The 14,656-nt window shown below is 47.0% G+C and carries 15 protein-coding genes and 2 pseudogenes; 3 read left to right on the top strand and 14 right to left on the bottom strand.

Going from position 1 to position 14,656, the window contains the following annotated elements; translation table 11 throughout:
• Positions 1-54 precede the first annotated feature (54 nt).
• The 7 genes and pseudogenes from G470_RS0105395 to G470_RS0105365 form a co-directional block, all read right to left on the bottom strand.
• Positions 55-798 carry a PEP-utilizing enzyme gene (locus G470_RS0105395; protein ID WP_028273944.1) on the bottom strand — a complete coding sequence of 248 codons (744 nt, stop codon included), beginning with the start codon at positions 796-798 and terminating at the stop codon, positions 55-57.
• A 402-nt stretch (positions 799-1,200) separates the two neighbouring features.
• Positions 1,201-2,430: a CapA family protein gene (locus G470_RS12785; RefSeq protein ID WP_051258439.1), complete on the bottom strand. Its 1,230-nt coding sequence runs from the start codon at positions 2,428-2,430 to the stop codon at positions 1,201-1,203.
• Entirely contained in the window at positions 2,414-3,229 is an 816-nt protein-coding gene (locus G470_RS0105385; protein WP_028273943.1) for a M15 family metallopeptidase, read from the bottom strand. The genes G470_RS12785 and G470_RS0105385 overlap by 17 nt, the downstream gene beginning before the upstream one ends.
• Positions 3,230-3,425: 196 nt before the next feature.
• Positions 3,426-4,016 (bottom strand): annotated as a pseudogene (locus tag G470_RS12780) (acetate uptake transporter).
• A 103-nt stretch (positions 4,017-4,119) separates the two neighbouring features.
• On the bottom strand, positions 4,120-4,992 hold the full coding sequence (locus G470_RS0105375) for an SDR family NAD(P)-dependent oxidoreductase (RefSeq protein WP_028273942.1): 873 nt from the start codon (positions 4,990-4,992) through the stop codon (positions 4,120-4,122).
• 131 nt (positions 4,993-5,123) lie between these two features.
• A complete protein-coding gene (locus tag G470_RS0105370) occupies positions 5,124-6,479 on the bottom strand; it encodes a YjiH family protein (RefSeq protein ID WP_028273941.1) in 1,356 nt (451 codons plus the stop codon).
• Positions 6,480-6,701: 222 nt separating this feature from the next.
• The gene (locus G470_RS0105365; RefSeq protein WP_028273940.1) at positions 6,702-7,181 is read right to left on the bottom strand and encodes a GyrI-like domain-containing protein; all 480 of its coding nucleotides are present in this window, start codon (positions 7,179-7,181) and stop codon (positions 6,702-6,704) included.
• 41 nt (positions 7,182-7,222) lie between these two features.
• On the opposite strand from G470_RS0105365, the gene G470_RS14685 reads away from it, so the two are divergent.
• Positions 7,223-7,375: a hypothetical protein gene (locus tag G470_RS14685; protein WP_205617891.1), complete on the top strand. Its 153-nt coding sequence runs from the start codon at positions 7,223-7,225 to the stop codon at positions 7,373-7,375.
• Here the strand turns inward: G470_RS14685 and G470_RS12775 are convergent.
• The 7 genes from G470_RS12775 to zwf all read right to left on the bottom strand — a co-directional run bounded on the left by G470_RS12775 (position 7,338) and on the right by zwf (position 13,021).
• On the bottom strand, positions 7,338-8,108 hold the full coding sequence (locus tag G470_RS12775; RefSeq protein WP_051258438.1) for an epoxide hydrolase family protein: 771 nt from the start codon (positions 8,106-8,108) through the stop codon (positions 7,338-7,340). The two genes, G470_RS14685 and G470_RS12775, sit on opposite strands and share 38 nt — an antisense overlap.
• Positions 8,109-8,239: 131 nt before the next feature.
• Positions 8,240-8,770 (bottom strand): DUF6609 family protein, encoded by a 531-nt coding sequence (locus G470_RS0105350; protein WP_156907960.1) that lies wholly within the window; start codon positions 8,768-8,770, stop codon positions 8,240-8,242.
• A 118-nt stretch (positions 8,771-8,888) separates the two neighbouring features.
• The gene (locus G470_RS0105345) at positions 8,889-9,890 is read right to left on the bottom strand and encodes a tRNA dihydrouridine synthase (protein ID WP_028273938.1); all 1,002 of its coding nucleotides are present in this window, start codon (positions 9,888-9,890) and stop codon (positions 8,889-8,891) included.
• 262 nt (positions 9,891-10,152) lie between these two features.
• Entirely contained in the window at positions 10,153-10,308 is a 156-nt protein-coding gene (locus G470_RS14385; RefSeq protein WP_156907958.1) for a lmo0937 family membrane protein, read from the bottom strand.
• Between the two features lie 190 nt (positions 10,309-10,498).
• Positions 10,499-10,699: a cold-shock protein gene (locus tag G470_RS0105335; protein ID WP_028273937.1), complete on the bottom strand. Its 201-nt coding sequence runs from the start codon at positions 10,697-10,699 to the stop codon at positions 10,499-10,501.
• A 187-nt stretch (positions 10,700-10,886) separates the two neighbouring features.
• Positions 10,887-11,525, bottom strand: coding sequence for a YczE/YyaS/YitT family protein (locus G470_RS0105330; protein ID WP_028273936.1), 639 nt, complete (start codon positions 11,523-11,525; stop codon positions 10,887-10,889).
• A 41-nt stretch (positions 11,526-11,566) separates the two neighbouring features.
• Positions 11,567-13,021, bottom strand: coding sequence for a glucose-6-phosphate dehydrogenase (gene zwf, locus G470_RS0105325; protein ID WP_028273935.1), 1,455 nt, complete (start codon positions 13,019-13,021; stop codon positions 11,567-11,569).
• A gap of 187 nt (positions 13,022-13,208) precedes the next feature.
• Here zwf and G470_RS0105320 point away from each other — a divergent pair, with 187 nt between their 5' ends.
• On the top strand, positions 13,209-14,015 hold the full coding sequence (locus G470_RS0105320) for a DUF2238 domain-containing protein (protein ID WP_028273934.1): 807 nt from the start codon (positions 13,209-13,211) through the stop codon (positions 14,013-14,015).
• 401 nt (positions 14,016-14,416) lie between these two features.
• Positions 14,417-14,656, top strand: a pseudogene (locus G470_RS0105310) (IS30 family transposase); the annotation flags it as partial.

The following is a 14,656-nucleotide window of genomic DNA, read 5'->3' as shown; positions in this document are numbered from 1 at the left end:
GGTCGTGTGGTGCTTCGGAGTTTATTTTCCATCATTTGATCCAATTGCGCAAGCTCAATCTGTTTCTTCCACTATTTCCACATAGCCCTCGGTGCCGTTCACTCTGATGCGCTGCTCGTCTTGGATCTTTTGCGTGGCGTTTTCCACTCCCACCACTCCTGGCAGGCCGTACTCGCGGGCCACAATCGCCCCATGCGTGGTGAACCCGCCGATTTCGGTGACAAATCCGTGTACGGTCGCAAACAAGGGAGTCCAACTCGGGTCGGTGAACCGCGTGACCAGAATGTCGCCTGCTTCCACTTCCGCGTCCTGGATGGAAAGGACCACCCGTGCGCGTCCTTCCATCACACCGGAAGAAACCGGCACGCCGGACAAAGCTCGTTCCGGGATGTCTTCTTTGAGAGATTGGGTGGAGGGCACATGGCCGCCGGAAGTGATGATACGCGGCGGCGTCAATTTTTCATTCCGCTTGAACGTTGTTTTTCTTTCATCAATCTGGGCGTAGTCCACTTGATGCGTCCGGACCACTTCTTCCAGTTCATCCAAATACAGGTAAAACACGTCTTCCTTCTGCTTCAAGACGCCGCTCTGCACCAAGCGGTCCGCTTCTTTTTCTTGAGCTTCCTGTCTGCCTTCTTCAAACTTCTCCCAGTGTTCTCCCGGTTCCCATACCCGAATATTGCTCAACAACAGCGGGATCAGTTGGGTCGGTTTTTCTTCCCATCTGTCCCTGGTGAGGTCGATTTCCCCGGGACCGCGCATGCCGTATGTGTGGAAAAAAGATAGGGAGACAAACAAAATAGAGTCCGCAAAGAAGAAAGGGTATCCGGTTAAAGGGACGGAGCTTTGAATGCCTTCTCGTCGGATGAATGATTTTTCTCAAACGAATTAACAGCATTTGTTTCTGTGTAACTGCTTCGAGACGGCTTCTCGAGTGAGTTATTTGCCCCGCGTACTCGTTATTTACTTTGAGACAACTTCTCGAGCGAAACAAGCGTACCTTTTCTTAAGTAACTGCTCCGAGGTGCGTTCTCAAAGCAATTGCTCCGCTCTTTTTGCGAATAATTTGATCGAAAACACTTCTCAATCGAATTAATTGGTTTCCATTTCCATTCTGTTCACTGACGCTTCTTTCCTCTTCCACAAGTTGGCGCCATACAAAAACCACCGACGACGTTCATCATCGGTGGTTTCTTTGGATTAATTGTTTTGGAGAGTGGCTGATTCAAGTCTGGAATGGGTTCGTTCGTAGGATTGTTTCATCCGATTGACGGTTTCTTCAGGTAGTTCCAATGTTTCCAAAGACGATTCAATCGGCAGAATTTGGTATTGGTAGCCGGAGCCGCTTTCTCCCGGGGTCCGGTGAACCCAAGTCGGGACAAACTCCACGCTTTGCAGGGTCGTCTCGCCTGTTTCGACGTCTTTTTGAATGTTCAGGTTGACGATCACGCCGTCTTCTGTGGGTTCAAACCCTTCGCCCAGCGATTCCCGTCGTTGGTTGGAGACGAAGTTCCCCATTGAATACACAACCAGCGCTTCGTTTTCTCCCGCTTCCAGGAATTCGCTGCGTTGGATGACGTGCGGATGACTGCCGAGGATGATGTCCACGCCTTCACGGGTCATCATTTCCGCGTATTGGGTCTGGACGTCGCTTGGTTCAGCCGCATACTCATTTCCCCAGTGCATGAACGCTAAAATCATATCGGGATCCATCTCTTTGGCTTCTTCGATGTCCGCTAAAATCTGTTCTTCACTCATCAAATTGATCATGGAGTCCAGTTCTTCCGTGGAATATTGTGCTTCCAGGCCGTTTGCCATTTCGGTATACCCGATGATGGCGATTTCCACTCCTTCGACATTTTTCAACAACACGCGCGAATCCGGTGCTTCGTTGTAAGTTCCCACTGCCTCCAGACTTTTTTCATTCAATACTTGAACGGTCCGCTTCAATCCATCCGAGCGGGTGTCCAAACTGTGGTTGTTCGCGGTGACGATGGTGTCAAATCCGGTGTCCAACAGCGCATCGGCGACTTCGTCCGGCGCGTTGAACAACGGGTAGCCTGCATACGGCAGCTCCGGTCCCGCCAGAGTGGTTTCTAAATTGGCCATTGCCAAATCCGCTTCTTGAATAATTGGCTTCACGTGTTCAAACACCGGAGTAAAGTCATAGGAATCGGTTTGGGCATCGTAGCCGCCATCGATTTGACCGGTGTGCATCATGATATCTCCCACCGCGGAAATCCGGATGTCGACCGTGGTTTCTTCCGGCTGGGTGGAATCCACTTCTGCCACGCTGCTTGTGGCGGAGTCTTCCGTTGATGCGGCATCTTGTCCGTCGGCTTCCCCGTTTTGGCAGGCGCCCAGGTACCCGCTCATTCCCAGCAGCACAATCAGTGACTTGAGTGTCAGGTGTTTATTCGGCGATTTCAATGTCTAATCCCTTCTTTGCTAAGTATTCTTCGTAGGTCAATCCGCTCTCATGGACCTCCGCCGCCAGCTCCCCGCCTAAATAGCGCAGGTGCCACGGTTCAAAAATGTACCCGGTGATGGCTTCTTTCCCTTTCGGATAGCGGATGATGAATCCGTAGCGGTGGGCATTTTCCCGCACCCATTCGCCTTCCGGGGTGTTGCCGAATTCTTCGGTCAGCTGGTAATTGACGCTTTCGCTGGTGACGTCCATCGCCAAACCGGTTTGGTGTTCGCTTTGTCCGGGGCGGGCGCTGTACTTGTTGGCCGCTTCTTCCCCGTGGTTGGACACATAGTTTTGGAATAAGCTGACTTGTGTCTGGTATGACCGGTAACCGGAACGGGCAAATAAGGTGATGCCGTCTTTTTCAGCGGCATCGAACATGTCTTTCAACGCATCCGCCGCTTCTTTCCGCATCTGTTTGATTTCCGGGTCTTCCAGGACCGTCGGCACTTCCACGGTCACCAAGTCCTCGGGCGCATAGTCTTCTTCCAGGCTGTACTGCTTGTTGGCCAGCACCGCCAAACTGGATGGGGTCAAGATGTCTTGTTCCATGTCCAATGTGAGACCCGCTTCTTCCGTTGGTTCCTGTCCGAAATTTGTCTCTGTTTCAGAAGTGTCTTCTGTGTGGTCATTTGAGGGGGGCTCCGCGCTGCTGTGTGCATCCTCCGTGACACTGGTTCCGTCATCGGATCCCATGCAGGCGCCTAAAAGGACCGCATTCATCAATACCCCTGCAACCAGTAACCTTTTTCGTTTCATCCTTATTCTCCTTGCTTTTTGAAAATGCCTTTTCGCTTGTTTCACAGGCTCTCGACGGCCACTACTATGTTACCAAAACCACTCCGCAAAGAAAACGTTTTTTAAACGTTCTTGCATGGGTGAAGCGCTTTATCTGTTTATAAACAGTGGTTGTCTTTCATAAAAAAACCGGGAGATTCTCCCGGTCTTGCGTTGGTTATGCGTCGACTTCACCGATCGGCAAAACCGTTTCGTCGGACACTTCATTGATGACCTGCGCCATCGCTGCGTAAATGGCCGTAAATCCGCAGAGGATGCCTTCGTACCCGGCGATGGTCAACAGGACGCTGGACTGGAAAAAGTTTCCAAGCGCCAACAAAAAGAACAAGACCATCAAAGTGCCGAACACCACTTGAAGCGCTTTGTTGATGCGCAGTGTGGCCACAAACATAAACATCGTGAACCATCCCCACATGAACAAGAACGCTGCCATCGACAACGAGCTCGGTGCCGATCCGTATCCCATCAGCGGAAGAATGTTCAACGCCGCCAATGCCAACTAGAAAAAGCCATACGACGTGAACGCGGTGGTTCCAAACGTATTGTTTTTCTTAAACTCCATGATGCCGGCAATCACCTGCGCCAAACCTCCGTAAAAAATCCCCATTGCCAAAATCATGGCGTCCAACTCAAAAAATCCCGCATTATGTATGTTCAACAAGATGGTGGTCATCCCAAATCCCATCAACCCCAGCGGCGCCGGATTGGCGGTAATTTCTTTCGTCGAAACAACTGTGTCCTTTTTCACAAAAGTACTCCTCTATATATAATCAATTGCATATATGAGTATACTCCCAATTCATGAAAAAGGCCAGCTTCCCCGGAATAAAGGGATAATTGTGTCCAAATCGTTACAACGTGTTTTCCAAATAGGCCTTCGTGAGCGCCATCACTTTCTTCTGCTGTGTGATGTCCCGACTATATTTGGACGAAGATACCGGTTGATTTCTCTCACCAAAGTGTTTACCGGTCACTCTGTCCAGTTCGACAGAAGTGGCCACGTGCGTATATGTGTGGGCCATCTCTTCCGGTGTGATGGAAAACTTGCTCTTCAGTTTATACGCCGTCTGCGCGGCTCTACCTATATCGGGGTAACGGTTGAGGTCGATCTTCACATTGGTCACGCGGATACAGTTGACCGTCACGCGCGTGTGTGACAACCGTTCGGCTAGCCAGTACGTGTACATCACCTGTGCCAGTTTGGACTGGTAATACGCTTTGGCGACACTGAATTTCCTTTCACGAAATTCGGGGTCTTTTAGATCGACTTTTAAGAATGGAAACGACAGCAGTCCCTTGGAAGAAACGGTGAGGACACGCCCTTGAGAACTCTTTTCCAACGCGCCTAAAAGAAGCTCCGTGAGAAGGACCGGCCCCACATGGTTCGTGGCCCACACACTTTCAATTCCTTCACTGGTGAAGACCGGCTCTTTTTCTGCGATGTCAAACTTGGCTGCATTATGGATCAAGACATCCAACGTTGAATATTTCTCCAAAAAAGAACGAGCAAACGTCTTGATGGAAGACTGCAGTGACATGTCCACCAACCTCAATTCCACCGAACCGGAAGTGATTCTTGTTTGCACTTCTTTCAATGCCGCTTCTCCACGCGCAGCGTTCCTGCAGGCCAGCACCACATGGTACCCTTGATTGGCGATTTGAACGGCAGCCTCTTTCCCGATTCCAGCATTCGCGCCGGTGATGATACACGTTTTGGTTGTCACGTCCCTTTCTCCTTCGTTTGATTTATGCCTTCTTGTGTTCAGTTTACTACATATATTCTGTCCACCCCCAATCGATTTGTTCTAGAACAGAAAAAAAACCACACCAGTCGAAACTGATGCGGTCCGTTTCATTAAAATGACAGCACGTTAAAGGCAGCCAACACATTGGTAATGACGACCAGAATCGGGATGGAAAGGAGCGTCCGGTAAAGAAACACTTTTGCCACATCCCAGAAATTCATGCCGATTTTTGTTTTTACGAGAATCATTCCGGTTTCAGACATAAAGACCAATTGCGTGAACGCCAACACCCCGACAAAAAAGCGCGAAGCTTCCGACGGCGATTCGGTGATGAACAAAGCCGGCAGATACATATCTGCAAATCCTGCCACCGATGCTGGCGCCATGGTTGTGGCTACTTCTCTGCTGTAGCCGAACAGACCATAAATATAGACCAGCGGCGCACTGATGATATCAAAAAACGAGGTGTATTCTGCGATAATGAGAGACAAGGTCCCTACCGCCATGATGACCGGGATAAAGCTGACATAGATGTTTACAACATTTTTGAATGCTTCCTTGGCAACGTCGCCGATTCTTGTTTGTCCAGCCTGAGTAATCGCTGAGTCGTATGCATGTCCAAAAAGGTTTTTTCCTTCCGGAATCTCTGCATTTTTCGGCTCTTTTCCCTTATAGTAAGTCGGCGGGAACTTCTTGAGTGGCAGACGCGACGTGATAAACGCCAAGATGAGCGTCACGACCACGATGGATCCATAGAAAATGGGAAAGATAGAGCCAAATCCCAACTCTTCCGCGACCGCAGCTGCAAAGGCGATCCCCACAATAGAAAAGCTGGTTGCAATGACATACGCTTCTCTTTTATTGTAGTACCCTCTTTGGTATTGATTGTCTGTCACCAAGATACCGATTGTTCCGTCGCCGACAAAAGAAGCGATGGCGTCAATCATGGAGTACCCGGGTACTTTAAACACTTTTTCCACAACCGGACCGATCAAGATTCCGATAAATTCCACAATCCCAAAGTGGGTCAGCAACGGCAAGGCGAGAAGTCCCACGAAGAAGGTGATGTACAGCGTGGTCAACAAACCGCTCTCTCCTGCCATCAACCCGCCTGTGTCAGGATTTAAAATGACACTTGAAAAAGCAGCCGTTTCAAACCAGCCATAAAAGACCATTAAGTACAAAAAGGAACCCACAATTCTTAATCCGGCATTCAACGGAGACGCTTTGAATACAGCATTCAAAAATTTGTTATTTGAAGAATAAAAGATGAAAATAATGGTGGCCACCAAAACGACCCATGAAACAATAGATGTAAAGAAAAGAAAAGAATCTAAAAAATGAGTGGTGATGAAATCTACGATATGGGAGATGATAATTTTACTTTCTCCTTTGATTTCAAAAGGCACCAAAAAGAAAACAAACCCAAGAACAGATAATACGATAAATTTTAATTTACTTGTCATATGCACAAACCTCCATTAGTGTCGCTCCCAAGCGTAGCACACACAAATGGGTATTACAACTTTTTATAACTTTTTTATCCAAATTCTTATCTTTTTTCTGTATAAATACTGTATTTTATGCAACGTCTAGATGTTGTACTCATCTTATCTTGCCTTCGACAAAAAAACTCCCTAACAGTCAGGATGAAAGAATCTGACTATTAGGGAGTTTTTGAACACCACTTATTTGACCGGCACCCAAATCTCAAATTTCGCTTTGGGACTGTAAGGATCCCGTGTTTTATACACTTCCAGCAAGGGGGCATCACCAAGTTCATAATCACTGGTCGGAAGCCACTGAGCATAAATTTTTTCCCATGTTTGAGGCACGACTTCTTCCACCACTCCGGTGACTTCAAATACCGCCCATTTTGCGGCCGGAACATCGTGTTGGATGAAGTCTTCGGGGGTGTTTCCTTTGAATTCCACCGCTACCAGGTAATCCATTTGATTGGTTACTTCGTTTGCACTCAGTGTTGCACCAATCATTCCCATAATCTGCCCGCTGCTCAGTCCGATTAAATAATCCAAAGTGCCGTCTTCATCGAGGGCGCGCCAAAAGCGGTGTATTTCTTTGGATTGCCCAAATTCATCATCAAAGTGGAACGATTTTTTTATGCCGATTATACGAAACGCCTCTCGTTCAGTCATCCGTGGTTCCATGATTCGTTCTCCTTTCGAATCTGCGCAGCAGGTCACTGCGATTGGATGCGGCGGAAAAATTGCCGGACGTCCTCTACAAGGGTTTCCGGTTGTTCGAAGGCAAAGAAGTGTCCGCCCTTGTCGTATTCGTTCCATTGCACGATGTTGTGTTCTTTGTCAGCCAGCTGTTTGACCTCTACATCTTGGGAAAGTGAGACCAAGCCCCCTGAAGGTTTCCATTTTGGACAAACCCGCTTGTTCCCCTTCTGACAAACCTTCCAGCTCCCCTTCTTCTCCGGATGGAAAGGTGAAGAAGGCATTCAAATGAATGCCGATGAGACGTTCAGGTGCCAGATGGCCAATTTCTTCAGCGACGAACGAACCGGTGTCTCCGCCTTGCACGCCAAATCGCTCGTAGCCCAATCGGTCCATCAACTTGACGAGCACTTCCGCCATACGACCGGGCGTCCATCCCGGACCGTTCAAAGGCGAAGAATATTCAAACCCTGGAAGGGATGGAATGATCAGATGAAAGGCATCTTCAGGCTTTCCTCCGTGGTCACGGGGATTGGTCAACAGGTCGATGGTGCTAAGAAATTCGATAAAAGATCCCGGCCAGCCATGGAGGAGCATCAACGGTGTGGCTTCAGGTTCAGGAGATTGAATGTGCAGGAAGTGGAGGGGTTGGCCATCAATATTAGTGAGAAACTGAGGAAATTTATTGAGCTTTGCTTCGTATTTACGCCATTTGTAGTCTTTTTCCCAATGTTCGGCCACTTTCTTCAAATAGTGCAGCGGTACGCCTCGATCCCAATCAGTTTCGGGAAGTTTTTTCGGCCAACGGGTGCGTGCCAATCGGTCCCTTAAATCATCTACCTCCATTTGAGGAACATCGATGCGGAACGGCTGGATAGTGTCAGAAGAGGGCTTCGACTGTTTTTTATCCATAAAAATACTCCTCTTTTTTCCACTGCTCTTTCTTGGTTTCAGTGTACAAATTACCGGCCGATTTTTCCAGTATATCGACGTGTGTAGGTGCAGCATTTACTTTCTTTTTTGTCTGCAAAACAGACGGCGATTCAGGCCGCAGCATCCTCACGTTTCATAGAAAGGAATTTTATTCCAAATCCAATCTTCCACACGCTGTCCATTACCGCAAAAAAGAGGAACGGCATGTGGACCAGCCATAAGCCGGCCAAGGCGTTCAGCGTCGTCAATATCCCGAGCAAAAGCATCAGTTTTCCTTGCGAAAAGTAAAACCCGAAAAAGTGAAGCCCAATAAAAAGAAGAATCAGCAGCCAAACCAACCGTGCGTCTTCAAAGCCAATCACTATTCCCGCAATCGTACAGAGAACAACAGACAATAGAACGGACAAATTATCCATTCGTTGCTGAAACTTCGTGTCTTTTCCATAAGACAGTTTGCGGCCCACAAAAGGCAGCCCAAATATCAAGAAGTACCCCACACAAAAGCCGATTCCCATCACGAACGGTTGGATAAGAAGCTTTCCACCCAAAAAAGCCGCCGCCAAGATAACGGTTCCAATATAAATCAGCCACACACCCGCCATTCGTTGATTGTTGTATACTGCGTTCTTTTCCGCTTCCATCTTCTTCCCTCCGGTGTTCACTGTTTTATCAACTTCACTATACCATGTTTCTTTCTGCATCTGAATCAAACAGAAAAAGAGGAGCCGCCCCCTTTCGAGACAACCCCTCTTTCGAGTCTTATTTTTGCGCAGCGTGCTGCAGCTCCACCGTTTCCATTTCCATGTTCCGTTCAAATTCATCAACCAATGACCGTACGTCATCTGTGGTTTCTGTTTCCATCAAATCGTTCCGCAATCCGCTCGCTCCACGGATGCCGCGGACATAAATTTTGAAAAAGCGGCGCAACGGTTTGAATGACCGCGGCACGTCTTCGGAATACTTGTCGAAAAGGTCCATGTGCAGTCTCAACAAGTCCAAAAGCTCTTTGCTGGTGTGTTCTCTCGGCTCTTTTTCGAAGGCAAACGGGTTGGTGAAGACACCGCGTCCGATCATGACTCCGTCCACTCCGTATTTTTCGACCAATTCCATCCCCACTTGGCGGTTTGGAATGTCTCCGTTGATGGTCAACAGCGTATCTGGAGCGATTTCGTCACGCAGCTGTTTGATTTCCGGAATCACTTCCCAGTGCGCGTCGAATTTGCTCATCTCTTTTCTGGTGCGCAAGTGGATGGACAAGTTCACGATGTCCTGCTTCAACAAATGCGTCAACCAGTCTCTCCATTCTTCCACGTCGGTGTACCCGAGACGGGTTTTGACGCTGACTGGCAGACCGCCTGCCTTGGCAGCTTCAATGATTTCGGCAGCAACCTCCGGACGGCGGATCAAGCCGCTCCCTTTGCCTTTTGTGGCCACGTTCGGTACCGGGCATCCCATATTGATGTCGATTCCTTTGAATCCCTCTTCTGCCATGCCGATGCTCATTTCCCGGAAATATTCCGGCTGGTCGCCCCATATATGGGCCACAATCGGCTGCTCGTCTTCTGTAAAGGTCAAGCGCCCGCGCACGCTGTTGCGGCCTTCCGGGTGGCAATAGCTGACGGTGTTCGTGAATTCTGTGAAAAATACATCCGGTCGGCCGGCTTCACTGATGACATGACGAAACACGACATCTGTCACGTCTTCCATCGGTGCCAAAATGAAAAACGGCTTCGGCAATTCTTTCCAAAAATTTTCAGTCATACGTTTTGTTTCAACCCTTCCATGCTGGGGGTCGCTCCCCTAAGCTGTCTATGAATGATTTACATTATTTAAATTTACCACAAATTAACTGATGTTATCAAATTGATTATAAACATTTCCCTCCATTCGTCAATGGTTGTCCAACTTTTTTCACATCTCGTTCAACCGAACGTTTCCCGATGACTGTCGGGCACGTGGCTCAGGGCGCAAAAAAAGGCTGAAATGACCAGTTTGGTCGTTTCAGCCCCCTTTGGAAATGGTTCTATAATCTTCTCTTTCCGGTAACCAATTGGTAAATAAAGATAATACCTGCAACAATCAGAAGGAAGTGAATCAACGCTCCTCCAATTTCAAGAATAAATCCAATCAACCAGAAAACAAGCAAGGCTACAATAATCCCCCATAAAATTCGTCCCATGTTTTTTCACCTCTCCCTTTTACAGACTTCTAACTGTCTCTACCTATATTATAAAGTCTTAAAATTATCATGGTCAAAACATTCGGCTTACTTCTCCGTCCCTTTACTGCCGATGAAAAAGCTCCGTCTGAAACCACAAAAAAAAAACAAGGACACGAATTCGTGTCCTTGCCTGTACATTTTTAATGAATTATGCTTTAGAAACGTTTGCTGCTTGAAGTCCGCGGTTGCCTTCTTCAACGTCAAACGTTACTGCTTGGCCTTCATCCAATGTTTTGAAACCGTCTGTTTGGATTGCGGAGAAGTGGACGAATACGTCGTCTGCTCCGTCGCGTTCGATGAATCCAAAACCTTTGTCTGCGTTAAACCATTTCACTGTACCTTGTTCCATTTTAAAACATCCTTTTCGTGCCTGTGGCACATGTATTTACATAGTTGCTTAAGGGCCGATCCGGAATGCTTTCACACAGTTCTTCGTGGTCTCTTACAATATGTTAAACACAGTGTACCACGCATTCCCGCAAATACCTAACGTTTTTTTAAAATGACTTATTATGGACTTATTTAACGGCCACTGTTTAAGATGCTTCTTCCAATTTGTTCATCATCGGCTGCGTAATTTTATCCGAAAAGAACGAAATCAGCGGACCGGCAAAGAATCCGGTGATGAGTGTCGATATTCCGACAGGACCGCCAAGCAAATAAGCTCCAAGAACCACCAGCAAATCGGTTGCGACTCTCACCGGCGTGTACTTCCAGCCTGTCCGGTCAGTGATGACAGGAGCGACGGCATCGTAAGGTGAAACGCCCATATCGGCATCCATATATACCGCGACACCGAACGTGAAGATGGCGATGGCAACCACCGTAATCAATATACGGATTCCCAAGCTCATCCCTTCCGGATCAAACATGTTTCCAAACAACCCGTTGAAGAAATCCACCTGGTACCCCACCAATACCATGTTATAGATGGTTCCCCAACCAATCAGTGAGCGTTTCATGAAAAAGACGATGGCTAGAAGGATGAGGTTCACGACAAGCTGAAAATTTCCTAAACTGAATCCCAACAAAGAGGATGCTCCTCGGTTGATGGCGGTAAATGGATCCAATCCCATATTCATCGTCTCACTCAGGGCTGCCCCAAAGCTGATGAAGGTGATTCCAATGATTGAAGCGACTGAATAAATGATAAACTCTTTCCAATTGACTGACATGTGTTTCCTCCATACTGACAAAATTATACTCGTTCTTTTTCCTAAATGCGTTTCACCCACGTATGATTGTTTTTCGCCAACAGTTCTTCGGCTTCAATCGGCCCAAACGTGTTTGCGCGGTAATTTGGAAAGTCCGGTTCCGGCAGTTCTTTCCATGCGGCGGCAATGCTGTCGGTGATACGCCATTGTTCTTTGATTTCTTCAAACGTTGTGAAATAAGTACGGTCCCCGGCCAGAGCCTCCTGCACCATATTTTCATACGGGTGCGGAATGTATTTATCCTCAAAACTCTTTTGATCCGGGCCGATGAAAGTGGTCAGCGGTTCGTACTCGTTGTTCGGCATTTTTTGGTTCAGCACCAAGGACATTCCTTGAGCCGGCTCGGCCATGAACGACAAGCGCGGAGCCACATCGGATTCCATTCCTTTTGCCGGCTTGAGCATTACATCTACAGCTGTGTGCTGTTCGATCAACGCTTTCCCAGTCCGCACATAAAACGGCACGCCCTTCCACCGGGGTGTATCCACCTCCAACTCAATGGCAACATACGTATCCGTGTTGCTGTCACTCGGCACATCCTGTTCACTGCGGTAACTGTTGAATTTCCCTTCGCTGTCCGCTTTGTACTGCCCGCGCACGACTTTTTCCTCGACCTGTTCTTTGGTGAAAGTCGGCACGTTTTTCAAAACTTCCAATTTTTTCATGTGAATGTTCTCCGCAGTCAATTCATCCGGCAGCTCCATCGCTACCAAAGTCAAGATTTGCAGCAGATGGTTTTGGAACATGTCCAGCAGTGCCCCGTTTTCATCATAAAAACTGCCGCGGTCTTCAATCGACAGATTTTCCGGAAGAGAAATTTGGATATTTTCGACGAATTGGTTGTTCCAGATTCCTTCAATGAATGGATTGTAATACCGGGTCGCCAAAATATTTTGGATAAAGTCCATCCCCGGGAAGTGGTCCATGAAAAAGATGTCTTCTTCATCAAACACTTTGTGGAGAATTTGATGGTATTCTTCCGCAGTCTCCAAGCTGTCACCGACCGGTTTTTCCACAATCACCCGGTGGTTTCCGTTCAGTTCCGTAAGCTGTGCTTCTTTAATGTTCGTCGTGGTTTCATCGTATATCTCCGGTGCGATGGAGTAGTAATAAATGTACTCTTCCGGCGTGTCAAATTCTTTTGCCATCGACTCCATTTTTTTACGTAGCTGCTTCAAGTCTTCTACTTTTGTATTGTCTGTGGTCTGGTAACGGCAGTGTTGAAGGAACGTTTTATCCAATTTTTCAAAATTCGGGCCGTTCTCCACCGCTTCCCGCACCTGTTCTTGAAATTCCTCATCGGTCATTTCTGTGCGTGCCGCTCCGATCAAGGCAAAATTTTCTGAAATCAAGCCGCGTTGGTACAACTGGTGCAAAGCCGGCAGCAGCATGCGACTCGCAAGATCGCCTGTGGCCCCAAATAAAACGAGTATGCCTCCACTTTGTTTGTTCGACATCCAAAATTCATCCTTTCATATAAACGAGTGTTGATATTGATCCGTTCGGTCACTCTTTTTACATAATACCACTCTTCATTTCGTCGGTCAGACTATATGCTCAATGCACCTCTATTCTTCCCTCGTAAACTCAGTGCCGGTGTGGTATTCTGTTTAGTGGTTAAATATTGGATTAAGGATGTATATTATGAATCTGTTAAAGAAGTTCTTTGTCAACAGCACCCAAACAGCTGAAAGAAAGACGAAAATGGTCTACGTCGTTTACCGGCTCATTGCGGTGGGGATGCTCATCAGCCAAATCAGCATGCAACGATGGGGAAATGTTTTGCTTCTTGGGCTGACCCTTGTTTTGTTTTCCGCCCCGTATTGGATAGAACGCAAATTAAAAATTGAGTTGCCTAACGTGCTGGAAGTCATCCTCATTTCTTTTGTTTTCAGCTCCACCATTTTAGGCGAATTGAGCGATTTTTATGGGTATTTCTCCGCTTGGGACACTGCCTTGCATGCGATCAACGGTTTTCTGGCCGGTGGTGTGGGATTTTCGTTGGTTTATTTGATGAACAAAAACATTGTAGGCCTGAACTTAACACCGCTGTTCATTTCCATCATGACGTTTTGTTTTTCCATGACGGTCGGAGTCATGTGGGAATTTTTCGAATATTCCGCTGATCAATGGTTGGACTTCGACATGCAGAAAGACCGGATTGTGCAGGAGATTCATACAGTTGAACTCGGCGGAGGACAAAATGCGGTTTATCACATCGAAGACATTCAGCGCACCGTGGTGGAAAGCACGGATGCTTCCGGCAATACGGTTGAAACGGTTATTGAGGGTGGATACCTGGATATCGGACTGATCGATACGATGAAAGACCTGTTTGTCAATCTGGTCGGTGCGGTGGTCTTCAGTGTGTTCGGTTATCTTTATGTTGAAAATGATCGGGAGAAATACACGTTTCTTCGAAATTTCATTCCGAAGAAAAAGACAAAGTGATGGTTAAAATTTACTTTCCATAAAAACATTTGCATAGGCAAAAAAGAACTCCTGTGAACAGCACTGTTCACAGGAGTTCTTTTGATGATGGATGCTGCCTTTAGTTTCCGGGAAACGTCATAACTTTTCTCTCCTATTCAATGGACTCTGTCGTGCTCGAAGCATTGGAGCGGCTATTTCAATGCCCAACGAAACGCTCTTTTGATTTCTTCAACTGCATTTTCGGTAAAGATGTCTCCATGAGAAAGGACAATTTTTTCTGGTTTCCAGTCAATTATTTTTTCCACGTGCTTTCTGACCAGCTTTTTGTTTCGTGGATTGTATAATTAAGCGAGACAGAAAAAAGACATGTTATGATACACTCAAATTAACCTACCAAAGCTAAGGAGAGTGCACCATACATGTCGTACACCCATCTTACCAAAACAGAACTCATATTCATAGAAGAATACTTTGCCATTAATCTCAGTGGTCGCGAGATTGCTAAAAAGCTTAAGCGAGGTCATGAAGCAGTCTACAGAGTAATCAGGAAGTTGAAAACGGGTAAAACAGCGATCGATATTTATCTAGAATACAAAGAAAACAAACAAAAATGTGGACGTAAACCTATTCAACTTCCTCAAGGTGAAGTTGATTACATC

Source organism: Atopococcus tabaci DSM 17538 (genome assembly GCF_000429585.1).
GTDB lineage: Bacteria > Bacillota > Bacilli > Lactobacillales > Carnobacteriaceae_A > Atopococcus > Atopococcus tabaci.
Note: the sequence above shows the minus strand (reverse complement) of the source record. Positions and strands in the feature narration are given on the sequence as shown.

Coding starts and splice junctions, on each gene's coding strand:
- G470_RS0105350 (WP_156907960.1), bottom strand. CDS start 8,770: ATGGAAGCGGAAAAGAACGCAGTATACAACAATCAACGAATGGCGGGT.
- G470_RS0105330 (WP_028273936.1), bottom strand. CDS start 11,525: ATGTCAGTCAATTGGAAAGAGTTTATCATTTATTCAGTCGCTTCAATC.
- zwf (WP_028273935.1), bottom strand. CDS start 13,021: ATGTCGAACAAACAAAGTGGAGGCATACTCGTTTTATTTGGGGCCACA.
- G470_RS0105385 (WP_028273943.1), bottom strand. CDS start 3,229: ATGAAACGAAAAAGGTTACTGGTTGCAGGGGTATTGATGAATGCGGTC.
- G470_RS0105370 (WP_028273941.1), bottom strand. CDS start 6,479: ATGACAAGTAAATTAAAATTTATCGTATTATCTGTTCTTGGGTTTGTT.
- G470_RS0105345 (WP_028273938.1), bottom strand. CDS start 9,890: ATGACTGAAAATTTTTGGAAAGAATTGCCGAAGCCGTTTTTCATTTTG.
- G470_RS0105365 (WP_028273940.1), bottom strand. CDS start 7,181: ATGGAACCACGGATGACTGAACGAGAGGCGTTTCGTATAATCGGCATA.
- G470_RS0105335 (WP_028273937.1), bottom strand. CDS start 10,699: ATGGAACAAGGTACAGTGAAATGGTTTAACGCAGACAAAGGTTTTGGA.
- G470_RS0105320 (WP_028273934.1), top strand. CDS start 13,209: ATGAATCTGTTAAAGAAGTTCTTTGTCAACAGCACCCAAACAGCTGAA.
- G470_RS12775 (WP_051258438.1), bottom strand. CDS start 8,108: ATGGATAAAAAACAGTCGAAGCCCTCTTCTGACACTATCCAGCCGTTC.
- G470_RS14385 (WP_156907958.1), bottom strand. CDS start 10,308: ATGGGACGAATTTTATGGGGGATTATTGTAGCCTTGCTTGTTTTCTGG.